This window comes from Pyxidicoccus caerfyrddinensis, from assembly GCF_010894405.1.
Taxonomy (GTDB): domain Bacteria; phylum Myxococcota; class Myxococcia; order Myxococcales; family Myxococcaceae; genus Myxococcus; species Myxococcus caerfyrddinensis.
Genome location: NZ_JAAIYA010000021.1, coordinates 45,658 through 58,831, shown reverse-complemented (window position 1 = coordinate 58,831; position 13,174 = coordinate 45,658). Strand labels below are relative to the sequence as shown.

At 70.5% G+C, this 13,174-nt stretch carries 9 protein-coding genes; 4 read left to right on the top strand and 5 right to left on the bottom strand.

The features are described from left to right. Positions 1-30 precede the first annotated feature (30 nt). Positions 31-2,406: an RCC1 domain-containing protein gene (locus tag G4D86_RS37545; protein ID WP_163999227.1), complete on the bottom strand. Its 2,376-nt coding sequence runs from the start codon at positions 2,404-2,406 to the stop codon at positions 31-33. A 182-nt stretch (positions 2,407-2,588) separates the two neighbouring features. Then, positions 2,589-4,949 carry an RCC1 domain-containing protein gene (locus G4D86_RS37540; protein WP_163999098.1) on the bottom strand — a complete coding sequence of 787 codons (2,361 nt, stop codon included), beginning with the start codon at positions 4,947-4,949 and terminating at the stop codon, positions 2,589-2,591. Positions 4,950-5,498: 549 nt separating this feature from the next. Between G4D86_RS37540 and G4D86_RS37535 the strand changes: the two genes are divergently transcribed. Together G4D86_RS37535 and G4D86_RS37530 are read left to right on the top strand one after the other, a co-directional pair. Then, a complete protein-coding gene (locus tag G4D86_RS37535; protein ID WP_240360684.1) occupies positions 5,499-6,482 on the top strand; it encodes a TFIIB-type zinc ribbon-containing protein in 984 nt (327 codons plus the stop codon). Beyond that, complete coding sequence (locus tag G4D86_RS37530; RefSeq protein WP_240360683.1) at positions 6,479-7,456, top strand: TFIIB-type zinc ribbon-containing protein; 978 nt, start codon at positions 6,479-6,481, stop codon at positions 7,454-7,456. Before G4D86_RS37535 ends, G4D86_RS37530 begins: the two co-directional genes overlap by 4 nt. A gap of 5 nt (positions 7,457-7,461) precedes the next feature. On the opposite strand, the gene G4D86_RS37525 is transcribed toward G4D86_RS37530, so the two are convergent. Continuing rightward, positions 7,462-8,751 carry a serine/threonine protein kinase gene (locus G4D86_RS37525; protein WP_205520079.1) on the bottom strand — a complete coding sequence of 430 codons (1,290 nt, stop codon included), beginning with the start codon at positions 8,749-8,751 and terminating at the stop codon, positions 7,462-7,464. A 160-nt stretch (positions 8,752-8,911) separates the two neighbouring features. Then, positions 8,912-10,108: a serine/threonine-protein kinase gene (locus tag G4D86_RS37520; protein ID WP_163999097.1), complete on the bottom strand. Its 1,197-nt coding sequence runs from the start codon at positions 10,106-10,108 to the stop codon at positions 8,912-8,914. 288 nt (positions 10,109-10,396) lie between these two features. Between G4D86_RS37520 and G4D86_RS37515 the strand changes: the two genes are divergently transcribed. Continuing rightward, entirely contained in the window at positions 10,397-10,792 is a 396-nt protein-coding gene (locus G4D86_RS37515) for a helix-turn-helix domain-containing protein (RefSeq protein ID WP_163999096.1), read from the top strand. 51 nt (positions 10,793-10,843) lie between these two features. Then, the gene (locus tag G4D86_RS37510; protein WP_163999223.1) at positions 10,844-11,278 is read left to right on the top strand and encodes a helix-turn-helix domain-containing protein; all 435 of its coding nucleotides are present in this window, start codon (positions 10,844-10,846) and stop codon (positions 11,276-11,278) included. An 84-nt stretch (positions 11,279-11,362) separates the two neighbouring features. On the opposite strand, the gene G4D86_RS37505 is transcribed toward G4D86_RS37510, so the two are convergent. After that, positions 11,363-13,129, bottom strand: coding sequence for a DUF4215 domain-containing protein (locus G4D86_RS37505; protein ID WP_163999095.1), 1,767 nt, complete (start codon positions 13,127-13,129; stop codon positions 11,363-11,365). Between the last annotated feature and the right edge of the window lie 45 nt (positions 13,130-13,174).

Below are 13,174 nucleotides of genomic sequence, written 5' to 3'. Positions count from 1 at the left end.
CCTTCCCTTCGCGGCTTCACCGCGACTGTGTCACGGCGCCAGCAGGGAGATTCCGTCCTGGGTCGACGGCTGCTCGTCGTCGCCGATGGAGTTGGTGTTTCCGTAGCCGAGCTGGCCGCTGCTTCCCACACCCCAGCAGAGCGCCTTGCCGTTGGTGAGCAGGGCGCAGGTGTGATTGGCGCCCGCGGTGAGGAAGTAGGCGGGGATGTTGTTCAGCCCCGTGTAGTTGCCCGGTGGCGCAAGCAACTGGTTGGTGTTTCCGTAGCCGAGCTGGCCGCTGCTCCCCGCGCCCCAGCACTTGATGAGGCCCGAGCCGAGCAGGGCGCAGGTGTGGTTTGCACCCGCGGCCACCTGGATGGCCTTGTTGCCCGCGCCGAGGCCCACGTCGTAGACGACGGGGTTGAAGGTGGCGCCGCTGCTGCCGTTTCCAACCTGGCCCTGTGCGTTGTAGCCCCAGCACTTCATGGCGCCGGTGTCCATCAAGGCGCAGGTGTGGTTGCCTCCCAGGGCGAGCTGGATGGTCGTCCCTCCCAGGTTCACGTCGCCAACGGAGGACGGATGCTCGTTGTCTCCAACAGCGCTGCCGCCGTTGCTGTAGCCGAGCTGGCCCAGGGAGTTGTCGCCCCAGCAGCGCACCTTGCCGGAGAGGAGCAGGGCGCAGGTGTGGTTGCCCCGGGCGAACACGTCCTGCACCGGCGCGCCCACCTGCACGTCCACGGACGAGGGCTCATCGTCGTCGCCGATGTTGTTGGTATGCCCGTATCCGAGCTGGCCTGACCCGTTGAGGCCCCAGCAGCGGACCTTGTTCGTGGTGAGCAGGGCGCAGGTGTGATTGGCGCCCGCGGTGATGCGCACGGCGGGAGTCCCCAGGTTGACGTATCCCATGCTGGTGACGGGCTCGGTGTCGCCAATGTGATTGGTGTGCCTGTAGCCGAGCTGGCCGTACTGGTTGTTGCCCCAGCACCGCACGAGGCCGCTGCCGAGCAGCGCGCAGGTATGCGCCCCGCCCGTGGCCAGCTGTGACACCTTCTCCGGCAACGGGACGGCTCCTCGCGAGGAGGGGAGCTCGTTGTCACCAATGGTGTCGGTGTTGCCGTACCCGAGCCGGCCCAGGCTGCCAGTGCCCCAGCAGCGGACGGAGCCGTCGTTGAGCAGCGCGCAGGTGTGCGTGTCACCCGCGCGAAGCTGCGCGATGTCGGTGCCGCCGCCAGTCTGCCCCGGCTGGTCCGGGAACTGGTTCGCCGCCAGCAGGTACTTCACCGTCGTCTTGCCCGCGTCGCCGTCCGTCACCTCCAGCGTCAGCGTGCCCTCCAGCGTGGGCGCGTACCCTTGCAGCACGGTGGGGTTGGTCTGCGCGGTGAAGGACGGAGCCGGGGTGACGGTGCCGGTGGGCGTGAAGCTCCACGCATAGGCGAGCGCATCGAGGGGCTTGTCGTCCGCGACGTTGGCCGTCCAGGTGACCTTGTTCGTGCCGAGCGTCCGGCTGGCGGCGAGCCCGTTGATGACGGGGTTGAAGACCACGCGCACGGTGGGCGTGTTCGACGGCGAGCCGCCGGTGCCGTCCGGTGGCACCACCCGCGTCTTGAAGGTGGTGCTCACCGAGTGGCCTTCCTGGTTGGTGACCTTGAGCTCGTGGGTGAACTCGGTGGTGGTCGCCAGCGTGAGGGGCGGGGCGTAGCGGACGACGAAGGCACCGCTGGCGCCCGGCATGGTGAAGCTGCCCGAGGCGGGCTGGAAGCTGCCGCCAGAGGCGGCGGCGGTGAGGCTGTAGCTCAGCGCCCTGTTGGCGGTCGCCTCCACGAAGAAGGTGATGTTGCCGCTCTGCCCGAGGGCGAACTCGCCGGGGATGCTGATCTTCTTGATGCGCGGCAGCTCGATGGTGGCCCCATCGTTGATGGGCACCAGGGTGATGCCCACCGTCTCCGCGGCGGAGGTGAGCGCCACCGTCGTGCTGCCATTGAAGAGCACCGAGTCACCCGCGCCGGCATCCGCGTCCGCATTCACCCCGCGAGCGCGCGCGATGAAGGTCAGCAGCTTGTTCTGGGGCAGCGTGGGCAGCACGCCCGCCCACCCGGCGGCGGTGGGCGCCAGGTCGACGTTGACGAAGAGGGGATTGCCCGTCGACGCGTCCTTCACGTCGACCTGGATGCTGGTGACGTCCGCGAAGGAGAAGCCCAGCGCGGACACCGTTCCGGCCCCCAACCGCAGGGACATGGCGGACGGGCCCGAGGGCAGCGCCTCCGAGGAGGTCTCGTCCACGGCGATGAGGACCGTGACGGAGGAGGTCGATGACGGCTCGGGCTCTGCTGGCGTGCTGCAGCCGGTGGCGGCCCAGGTGGCGGCGAGCAGGACGGTCAGCGCGACGAGCGGACTTCGGGCGCGAGGGCGGGAGACGGCGGGATTCATCACGGGGCAACTCCTTCGGTTGAGACGTGGAGCGAGCCCGGTGCTCGGCGGCCTTCGCGGCCGGGTGTCACGGTGCCGGACGGTGGCGCGGTGACACCTCGCCGCGAAGGTCCGAGGACCGGGCTCGAAACGACAGAGAGCGAGGGCCCCGATGACGCGGGCCCCCGCTCGAGAGCCGTGGGCTACGGCGTGGCTGGCAGGAGCTGCACGTCCTGGGTGGGGAGCTCGGTGTCGCCGATGTCCAGGATGCTGCCGATGCCGAGCTGGCCGTAGAGGCCGTTGCCCCAGCAGCGAGCCTTGCCGGTGCTCAGCAGGGCGCAGGTGTGGGCTCCGCCCGCGGAAATCTGGTACGCGGTGGCGCCGTCCAGGTTCACCGTGGCGGCGGGAGGCGCCAGCTGGGTGGCGGAGCTGCCGTAGCCCAGCCGTCCGTCCGCGCCGGCGCCCCAGCACTTGAGGGCGCCGTCATCCAGCAGGGCACAGGTGTGGGCGCCGCCCGCGGCCACCTGAAGCGCCCGGGTGGTGGGCGTGCCCAGGTTCACGTCACCCGCGACGGTGGGCTGGAGGACGCTGGTGCCGTTGCCGTAACCGAGCTGGCCGCTGGTGCCCAGGCCCCAGCAGCGGACCCGGCCCGTGTTGAGCAGGGCGCACGTGTGGGTTCCTCCCGCGGAAAGCTGCCGCACGGGGCCGCCCACCGGCACGTTCCCCCGGCTGGAGGGGTTCTGGCTGTCGCCGACGTTGGCGGTGGTGCCGTAGCCGAGCTGGCCGCTGGTGCCCAGGCCCCAGCAGCGCACGTTGCCGTCTGTCAGGAGCGCGCACGTGTGGTACCCGCCCGCGACCAGGTCCTGGACGGGAGCGCCCACGTCCACGTCGCCCGCGCGCCAGGGCTGCTCGTTGTCGCCAATGCTGTTGGTGTTGCCGTAGCCGAGCTGGCCGTACTGGCTCCGGCCCCAGCAGCGCACCTTCTGCGTGTCCATCAAGGCACAGGTGTGCTCGAAGCCAGCGGCGAGCTTCACCGCGTTGCCACCCAGGTTGACGTAGCCGAAGCTGGCGATGGCCTCACCGTCGCCCACGTGCTCGGTGCTGTTGAAGCCGAGCTGGCCGAACTGGTTGTTGCCCCAGCAGCGCACCAGGCCGGAGTCGAGCAGGGCGCAGGTGTGATTGCCGCCCGTGGCGACCCTCGTCGCCGCGCTCAGCAGGGGCACGTCCCCCGCGGTATAGGGCAGGTTGGACGAGGTGGTGCCGATGGGGAGCGTGTTGCCGTAGCCGAGCTGGCCCAGGTGGTTGCGGCCCCAGCAGCGCAGCAGGCCGTTGTTGAAGAGGGCGCAGGTGTGGTTCTCCCCCGCGCGGATGCTGTTGATGCCGGTGAGCGGCCCGTCCACGGCCGGGTTGTCCGGGAACTGGTCCGGCGTCAGCGCGTACTCCAGCGTGGTGGTGCCGCTGTTGCCGTCCGTCACCGCCAGCGTCAGCAGGCCGCGCACGCTCGTCGTGTAGTTCTGGAGGGTGGTGGGGTTGGTCTGGGTGGTGAAGGCGGGCACCGGGTTATAGGTCTCGCCGGGCGCGAAGCCCCAGGCGTAGGTGAGCGCCTCGGCGGGGCCGTCATCGTCCACGGTGGCGGTGAAGGTGACGTTGCCGGTGCCCACCAGCCGGCTGGCATCCAGGCCGTTGATGACGGGGTTGAAGAGGACGAGGATGTCGGTGTCGCCGACGTTGGGGGTGGAGCCGGCCGGCTTCACTCGCGTCTTGAAGGTGGTGGTGACGGAGTGGCCGCCCTCGTTGGTCACCTTGACGGTGTGGACGAACTCGGACTCGGTGGTGACGGCGCCCGGCACGTACTGGCTGACGAAGGTGCCACTGGTGGCCAGCAGGGTGATGGCGCCGCTGACCGGGAAGAAGGAGCCGCCGCCGGACGCCGAGGAGCCGGTGATGGAGTAGGTGAGGTGCTCGCCGGTGTTGGCCTCGACGAGGAAGCTGATGTTGCCGGCCTGACCGGAGGTGAAGGCGCTGGGGATGCTGATGCGCCTGATGCGCGGCAGCGTGATTTCCGCGCCGTCATTGGACGGAACCAGGCGGATGGTGACGTCGGAGAAGTCGGTGGTGAGCTGCTGGTCCGTGCTGCCGCTGAAGAGCGGAAGCGTGGCGCTGGCGGTGCCGTAGGCCCTGGCGAAGAAGGTGAGCGTCTTTCCGCGAGGCAGGAAGGGGAGGGTGCCGGACCACTGCGTGGTGTTCGGAGTCCGGGTGAGGTCGAAGGCGAGGAAGAGGGGAGTCTCCTGCTGGCCCTGCTCCCAGACGTCGATGGTGATGCGGGTGACGTCCTGCGCGCGGAAGGCCTGGGCGGAGACGAAGCCCGGCTTCGGGGCGCCGGAGTCCTCGTCGATGTTGATGGCGAAGCGGGCCTCGGACGTCTGCGCGTCCTGACTCACGGGCGGCGGCTGGGGGGTAGAGGACTCGCTACAGCCCGTGCCCAACCAGGGGGTGGCCAGCAGGGCGAGCAGCGCCCCGAGGACTCCACGAGACAGCACCGGACGGCGTGATGGCTTCTTCATTCGCTCTCCTTGTGTTGCATTGCGTTGTGGCACGATTGGACAGACGGCCTTCGAAGGCCATCCGGGGTACACGTCTCCCGTTACCGCGAGCGCGGTCCGGGGAGGGGGAGTGGGGGCTCTGCCCGGGCACACGACTCCCGTGTCGCGGGAGTGCGAGGGGCCGGCCTCAGATGCCATCGAGGGGAAGCTCCTCCGGGGGACCGATAGGCCCTAGCCGCCCAGGAGCATGGGGGGTGACAGCGGTGCTGGAGACTGTCTGCCTTCTACATTTCGACGGCCGGTTGTTACCAGGGACGCTCGCGCCTTGTCATCAATATTTTACAAGTAATTGATAGTGGACCGTGTCTGATTTGGAGGGCCGGCCCGGGTGCGGGGTGCGTCAGTCGTTCCTGACCTGCGGGTGACAGGAATTGTCAGTGGCGCTTCCTGTCTGCCTTCGAGCGAAGAAAGGGGACCTGCGGTCCGAACGGCCCCGGTGTCTTCGAACCGACTGCCGCGAAATGTCTACCTTCCGGCGCCTGGAAGCGTGCGGCTGGTCGGGCCAGACTCATGCAAAGGGCCTTCACGGGGAGCGCGCTGATGCCCGAGCAGTTCGAGGAGACGACCGTCGCGGTATCCGGGCCCCGGCTCCACCTGGGCTGTCCGTCGTGTGGCGCGCAGTTGGTGGTGGAGGCCTCGCTGCGCACCATGCGCTGCCCGTACTGCGCCGCGCCCAACGTGGTGGAGCGGCCGCCCGCCGCGGGTGTACCGGAGCCCGTCTTCGCGCTGGGCTTCGCGCTCACCCACGTCGCCGCGAAGGAGCACGTGGCGCGGTGGCTGAAGACGCGCAGCCGCTTCACGCGCTCCGGCATCCGCTCCGCCGAGCCCGGCGAGGTGCGCGGCGTCTACGTGCCCGCGTACCTCTACAGCGTGCTGGCGCACTCGCGCTTCCGTGCGTCCATCGGCGAGGACTACCAGGAGCAGGAGACGTACACGACGACGGAGAACGGGAAGACGGTGACGCGCACTCGCACGGTGACGCGCACCGAGTGGCGCTCGCTGAACGGTGAGCTGAAGGGGTACGTGGCGGACGTGCTCGTCACCGCGTCCACCGGCCTGCGCAACGACGAGCTGGAGGCGCTGGAGCCCTTCGACCTGCGAGGGCTGGCGCGGTACACGCCGGCCCTCATCTCCGGCTGGGTGGCCGAGGAGCCTTCCCTCACCCGTGAGCAGTGCCTCGCGCAGGCGCGCCAGGAGGCGGAGGAACGGGTGGGAGGACGCCTGGGGCAGTTCATGCCGGGGGATTCGCACCGTGAGCTGGAGCACGAGTCGCGCCTGGAGTGGGAGGCGCTGGACGTGTGCCTGCTGCCCGTCTGGGTCCTGGCCGTGCGCTACGCGGAAGGAGCGCCGCCGCTGCGGGTGCTGGTGAACGGACAGACGGGCGAGGTGCACGGCAAGGCGCCCATCTCCGTGTGGAAGGTGGTGGCCGCCGTCCTCGTGCTGCTCGTGCTGGTGGTGGCGGGGTGGCTGCTGGCGCAGGGAGGTGGACGGTGAGCACGGCCGTGCCCACGGTGGCGCCGTGCCAGCGCTGTGCGAGCGCGCTGGAGGCGGAGGACCTGCGCTGCCCCATCTGCGGGCTGACGACGCCACCTCCGGTGCACGGGGCGGTGGAGCGCGAGACGGCGCGGGTGGTGCGCTGTGAGAACTGCGGCGCGGCCATGGAGTACTCGGCCGAGGCGAAGGCGCCGAGGTGCGACTTCTGCGGCTCGGTGACGCGCGTGGAGACGACGGCGGACCCGGTGGAGCAGGCGGAGGTGTGGCTGCCCTTCACCGTGGACCCGGCGGCGGCGCGCGCCGCGCTGATGGGCTTCCTGGGGAAGGGTGGCTTCTTCCGTCCGTCGGGGTTGGCGGAGGAGGCCGCGGTGGAGTCGCTGCAGCCGCTGTGGTGGCCGGCGTGGAGCTTCCAGGCGGGCGTGGATGCGAGCTGGACGGCGGACTCGGATGCGGGGTCGGGACGCTCGAGCTGGGCGCCGCATGCGGGGCGCACGCGCTTCGACTTCGAGAACATCCCCGTGCCGGCCTCGAAGGGACTGAAGGTGAAGGAGTGCGAGGCGCTGGCGCCCCACTACCAGCGCGGCTCGGCGGAGGGAGCGCCGAGAGGGCCGGAGGGCGCGCACGTGGAGCGCTTCGAGGCCACGCGCTCGGGGGCGAGGCGCACGGTGCTGGAGGCGGTGGAGCGGCTGTCGCGTGAGCGGCTCCAGCAGGGCGTCATTCCCGGACGGCGCTTCCGGAACGTGCATGTCGCCGTGGCCCTCTCCAGCCTGCACACCACGCGGCTCGCGCTGCCCGCGTACGTGCTCGCGTACCGGTACAAGGGCAAGGCGTACCGCGTGGTGGTGCACGGGCAGGACGCCGGAGTCGTCCTCGGCGAGACCCCCATCTCCGGATGGCGTGTGGCGGCGGTGGTGGCAGGGGTGCTCGTCCTCTTGCTGGTCGTGCTGCTGGTGATGGGCGTGTTCGGACGGTGAGCTGCTCAGGGCTCGGAGTCCTCGGGGTCCTCCGGGGGACCCTGTGTGCCCTGGTGCTGTTGAGCGCCCGGGTCTTCATCCGCGGGCTGCTCGGGAGTGACGGCGGGTGGCTGTGCCGCGCACGGGTCGCTGGCCTCCTTCGGGGCGCTGTCTGATGGGGACTCGGGCTCCAGCGCGATGGCGGCCTCGTCGGCCGTGAGCTCCTCCGGATGGAGTCCGCCTTCGAGCAGCTCCGCCTGGTTGCGCCGGCCGGTGGCCTCCACCGCCGCGCGGGCGAGCTCCTCCGCTGCCTCGTGTCGTCCGTAGCTCGGTGCGTGAGCACGCAGCCAGGTGCGCAGCGCCGCCGCCATCTCCGCGCCCGACTGGAAGCGCTCCGAGGGTTCCTGGCGCAGGGCACGAATGACCAGGGCGCGCAGGTCCTCCGGGACGCTCGTCGCCAGCAGGGCCACCTGCTCGGAGCCCAGGCGCACCATCCGCGCGGCCACCTCGTTCACCGGCATCCAGGTGGGCCCCTGTGCCTCCAGGGGCTTCGCCTCCGTGGGCACCGGCACCGTGTCCTCCACCATCAGCGGGTGCCGGCTCGTGAGCAACTCCAGCAGCACCAGCCCCAGCGAGAACAGGTCCGAGCGCGCGTCCACCGCCGTCCTCTTCAGGGCCTCCGGCGAGGCATAGGTGATGTCGCCCTTCACCAGCGGGCGGCTCGTCACCTCGCGGCCTGTCAGGGAGGACGCCGCCGCGGTGAAGTTCGTCAGCTTCACCTCGCCGTGGATGCCGACCCGGATGTTCCTCGGGCTCACGTCACGGTGGACGATGTGGAGCGGCCGGTTCAGGTCGTCCGTGAGGCAGTGCGCGTGGTGCAGGGCCTCGGCCACCTCGGCGACGACGTACGCGGCGAAGGCCGGGGACATGGGGCTGCGCCGCATGGCGGCCAGGTTCAGCACCGTGTCGAGCGAGCGGCCCTCGACGTATTCCATGACCACATGGGGCGCGCCCCGGTACAGCTTGAGATGGTGCACCTTGGCGATGCCCGGGTGGTTGAGGCGGAAGGTCAGCTCCACTTCTTCCACCAGGCGGCGGCGCTCCACGAAGCTCGCGGGGTTGCTCAGCCGCTTCACCACCACCGGGCCTCCGAGTCCTCCCCGGTAGCGCCGCCTCGCGAGCATCAGCAATTCGCCGGTGGAGCGCACCTCCAGCTTGCGGACGAACTCGAATGCCGTGCCGCCCACGGTGAACAGCACCCGTGGCCGGCGAGGAACTCCAGGAACCTCCTCCGTCGTGGTGTCGGGCGTCGTCATCTCCTGCCTCTGGACCTGTGAAGTCGGGTTGGGACTGCTCGACTCGTGAGGTAACACGAATGCAGGCCCGCAGGGAACCTCCTACGTTGGATGGAGTAGAGTGGACCTGGAGGGTTTGAAAGGGATGCGGCGCTACAGTTCCACGAGGGTCACGGTGCGCTCAGCCTCGGCGCCGCGAGCGCAGCGCGGCCAGTCCCCGCCGCAAGGTGCTCAGCCGCTTCCGCAGCCACACCTGCCACAGCGACGGCTTCACGGTCCCAGGCTCCGTGCGAGGCGTACGTCGCCGGGGCGGTGGCAGCGTGTCCGTATCCCAGTCCCCACCGCGCCGCTCCGGAGCGCGCATCCACCGGCGCAGGTCGCGTGCATCCTCGTCACCATCGAAGAGCTCCTCGGCCTCCTCGGTGACGGCGTCCTGGAGCGGGCGCGGCGGAAACAGCGGCTCGTCCCACGACGCATCCGCCGTCTCCAGCGCCGCGCTCAGCGCGCCGTACAGCTCCGCGCCCGTGAGGTAGCGGCCCTCAGCGAGCTTGTGCAGCAGTCGCAGCGCAATGGGGTCCAGCGCCGGGGGGACGCGCGGGTTGACCACCGAAGGTGCCTCCGGCTCCGAGGACTCGATGCTGGCCAGCAGCACGGTGGGCGGCAGGCTGGCCGGGTAGGGGAACCCTCCAGTGAGCACCTCATAGAGAACCAGCCCCAGTGAGTAGAGGTCATCGGTGGGCTCGAAGCGGTAGCGCGAGCCCGATACGCGCGGCCCCATCCAGAAGCGCAGCGCCTCCGGGCTGCGGTAGCTGGGCGTGCCGGGCGGCAGGCTGTTCTCGGTAATCGCCGCCGAGCACGCGTGGTCTCCCGAGCCGAAGTCCACCAGCACCGGCTGCCCGTCCGAGGCGCGGATGATGATGTTGCTGCCCTTGATGTCGCGGTGGAGCACGCCCTCGCGGTGGATGGAGTCCAGCGTGAGCGCCACCTGCGAGAACACCTCCGTCACGCGCCGGGCCGTGGGGCTCGAGCGCAGGGCCCACTCGGACAGCGTGGGGCCCTCCACGTAGTCCAGGATGAGCACCATGTAGCCGTCATGCGCGTCCGGCCAGCGGCGGTAGCCCAGCAGCTCCACGACGTTGGGATGCTCCAGGCGCATGAGGACGTTGGCTTCCTTCTTCGTGCGAGCGTCCACGCGGGCCTCGTCTTCCTGCGAGGGCCCCTGCAGCGCGAACTTGAGCGCCACGGGCCGGCGCGTCTCCGACTCGGCGAGGAAGATGGCGCCATAGCCGCCGGTGGCCAGCCTCCGGATGATGCGGAAGGCGCCGATCTCCTCCGAGCTGCGCAACATCAGCGGGTGCACGTCCTGGTCGGGGTTCATCGCGCGCACCTCCAGAGCCCGGCGCGCGGGCCCGCGCACCTCCGGAGCCCGGCCGGGGCGAGGCGGTCCGGAAGCGTTCCTCTCCCCGCACGCGGGGCGGCAGCGGGAGGATGTTGGAGGTCCTGCATGCGTCTGGAGGTCGGGGCGGATGGCATCGTACGTGGCATGGAGATTCAACCTCTGGGGTCCATAGCACGCGAGCCACCTCTTGGGGTAGTCTCCTGCCTTGGACGGTAGGGTTCCGGACATGGGACGTGACGGTTCCCATCAGGGAGAGGCGCGAGGACGATGAACGAGGAACTGGCCATCACCGTGGGGGCCGCCGCGCGGGCCGCGCGGGTGAGGCTCGGGCTGACCCAGGCGGACGTGGCCGAGCGCGTGGGCATCGCCATGGAGGTCTACAGCCGCATGGAGCGCGGCAAGGTGCTGCCCAGCGTCACCACGCTGCGCCGGCTGTGCCAGGTGCTGCGCATCGGCGCGGACACGCTCCTGGGTCTGGAGGCTGAAGCGCGGGTGGAGGCCCCCGTGGAGGAGGCCCCCGTCACCACCGCCCCCGGAGAGGACCCGCCGCGCCTGCGCCGGCTGATGCGCGCGCTGCGGGCGCTGGACGCCGAGCAGCTCCGCGCCGTGTCCCAGGTGGTCCACGGCGCGCTCGGTCTGCTGCGCCGGTCGTCGCTCCCTTGAAGCAGGGCGGGAAACTTGCGTGGCCGGAAGCCCGTGCGACGCTCGTCCGCCATGCGTGAGCCCGTCGACCACAAGCTCGCGGTCCTCCTGGGAGCGGCCGCTCGCGAGGCCCGCCAGCGCCTGGGCCTCACCCAGGGTGACGTCGCCGAGCGCATGGGCATGGCCATGGAGGTCTACAGCCGCATGGAGCGCGGGAAGATGCTGCCCCGCGCGCAGACGCTCCGACGGCTGTGTGACGTGCTGCAGGTCTCCGCGGACACGCTGCTGGGCGTGGGCCGCTCCGGCGCCCCGGTGCCGCTGGCGCCTCGCAAGTCCACCCAGGAGGACCCGCTGGAGCTGCGCCGCATGACGCGCAAGCTCCGGGATTTGGAGCCCGCCCAGCTCCGCGCGGTGTCCCGGGTGGTGAACGCCGTCGTCACCGTGATGCCCCGCCCCGGGGCCGCGGTCGCCGCGCGCCCCGTCCGCAAGCGCCGGGCGACCGGGTAGGGGGCCGCCCGGGGCGGCAGGCTTGCTCCTTCCAGCCCCCAGGCTCCACTCCTACTGGAGGGAGCCCGGCGGGCGTCGTGGCGCTCAGCCAATCTCGACCTTGCAGACCGAGCTGCAGCCGTCGTTGCTGGTGGTGTTGCCGTCGTCGCACTCCTCGCCGGCTTCAGCCTGGGTGGTGCCGTCGCCGCAGCGCGGGCCCCACACGCAGCCGTGGGCGCACTGGCCGTAGCCGCCGTCGTTCACCCCGTCGTCGCACTCCTCGCCCTTCGAGGTGTCGACGATGCCGTCGCCGCAGGTGGCGGTGCACTCGGTGCGGCGGGTGACGAAGTTGTTGAGGGTGAGCTTGTACGAGGAGCCGCTGGTGCGTCGCTCGGCCTGGAACACCACGACTTCGTAGATGCCGCCCACCTGGAGGCCCAGCTCGGAGGCCCTCTGGGACACGTTGATGGTGCCTTCCTGCGCGGTGTGCACGCCGCCCAGGTCCAGCGCCCGTTTCCGGTTGATGAACACCCACACATCGTCGTCGCCGCGGAAGGTGAGCACCTCGGTGCCCTTGTACTCGAACCAGTAGCGGGCCTCGCTGGTGAAGCTGAAGTTGTGGCCGTTGGTGCGGGTGATTTCGTCGCCGGACGCCACCCAGCCCTTGCCGTCGAGCGGGAAGAAGTTCGGGTTGTCGTACACGTACGAGCCGTCGCCCGCGCTCGTCAGCTCCAGCGTCCCGACGAGGGGCTTGTTGACGTTCTCCACGTCCCGGTACCACTGGTCGAAGCTCACCTTGCCGTGGGTGGTGGTGGAGCTCACGCCCTCCTTCGCGTACACGGGCTTGCCGTCGGCCCCCAGCGTCGTGGCGACGATGCCCAGCTCGGCGCCGTTCGCGTTCTCGAAGTCGATGTGGCCGCGCGGCAGGCTGCTCGTCGCCTCCAGGTCATAGCCGCGGAAGTCGCGGTAGACGGTGGGGATGGAGACCTTCGACGGCGGGGCCTCGGTGATGACGGTGCAGGCGAAGCCCGCCTCCAGGTGGCACGTCGGCGAGCAGCCGTCGTTGGCGCGGGTGTTGCCGTCGTCGCACTCCTCGGCCGTGCTGTTGGGCAGCATCACCCCGTCGCCGCACACGGCCGTGCAGATGCCGTTGGTGCACTCCGGCTCCTTCTTGCACTGGGGCGAGCAGCCGTCGCCCATGTCGTGCACCTTGACCGGGCCGTCATCGCACTGCTCGGTGCCCTCGATGACGCCGTCGCCGCAGACCGTGGTCTGGCAGGGCTTGCCGAGGTCGGGGCACTTGTGGCCCTCCTCCAGGCGGCACTGCGTGCTGCAGCCGTCGCCCGCGGTGGCGTTGCCGTCCTCGCACTCCTCGTCGCCCGCGATGATGCCGTCACCGCACTGCGCCGCGCGGCAGCGGCCACCGGACTGCGGGCAGTTCCAGCCGGGCTCCTCGGTGCACTCGGCGTTGCAGCCGTCGCCCGAGGTGGTGTTGCGGTCGTCGCACGTCTCGGGGGGCTGTCTCACGCCATCGCCACATACGCTGGTGCCGGCATCCGTCCCCGCATCGGTGCCCGTCTCTGTCCCCGCGTCCGTTCCCGCATCGGTGCCAGGGTCGGTCCCCGCGTCCGTCCCCGCATCGGTGCCAGGGTCGGTCCCCGCATCGGTGCCCGCGTCGGCACCCGCGTCCAGACCGGCATCGGTATCAGGCTGCGTCCCCGCATCGGTGCCGGCATCCCGCGTGGAGGCATCCAGCACGTCCGGGTTCGAGCCGCCGTCGGGCTTGCGGTCGTCGTCGTCCCCGCACGCCGTCAGGGAGATGGAGAGGCAGGCGAGCAGGACGCTCACGAGTCGCGCTGGCTGGGTCTTCATATGCGACGGATGGTGAAGTCGACCCGTCCAGGGTGTCAATTGCAA

Bases quoted from the DNA above. Each gene is read 5' to 3' on its own strand.
- G4D86_RS37545 (WP_163999227.1), bottom strand. From the start codon at position 2,406: ATGAATCCCGCCGTCTCCCGCCCTCGCGCCCGAAGTCCGCTCGTCGCG.
- G4D86_RS37540 (WP_163999098.1), bottom strand. From the start codon at position 4,949: ATGAAGAAGCCATCACGCCGTCCGGTGCTGTCTCGTGGAGTCCTCGGG.
- G4D86_RS37535 (WP_240360684.1), top strand. From the start codon at position 5,499: ATGCAAAGGGCCTTCACGGGGAGCGCGCTGATGCCCGAGCAGTTCGAG.
- G4D86_RS37525 (WP_205520079.1), bottom strand. From the start codon at position 8,751: ATGACGACGCCCGACACCACGACGGAGGAGGTTCCTGGAGTTCCTCGC.
- G4D86_RS37520 (WP_163999097.1), bottom strand. From the start codon at position 10,108: ATGAACCCCGACCAGGACGTGCACCCGCTGATGTTGCGCAGCTCGGAG.
- G4D86_RS37515 (WP_163999096.1), top strand. From the start codon at position 10,397: ATGAACGAGGAACTGGCCATCACCGTGGGGGCCGCCGCGCGGGCCGCG.
- G4D86_RS37510 (WP_163999223.1), top strand. From the start codon at position 10,844: ATGCGTGAGCCCGTCGACCACAAGCTCGCGGTCCTCCTGGGAGCGGCC.
- G4D86_RS37505 (WP_163999095.1), bottom strand. From the start codon at position 13,129: ATGAAGACCCAGCCAGCGCGACTCGTGAGCGTCCTGCTCGCCTGCCTC.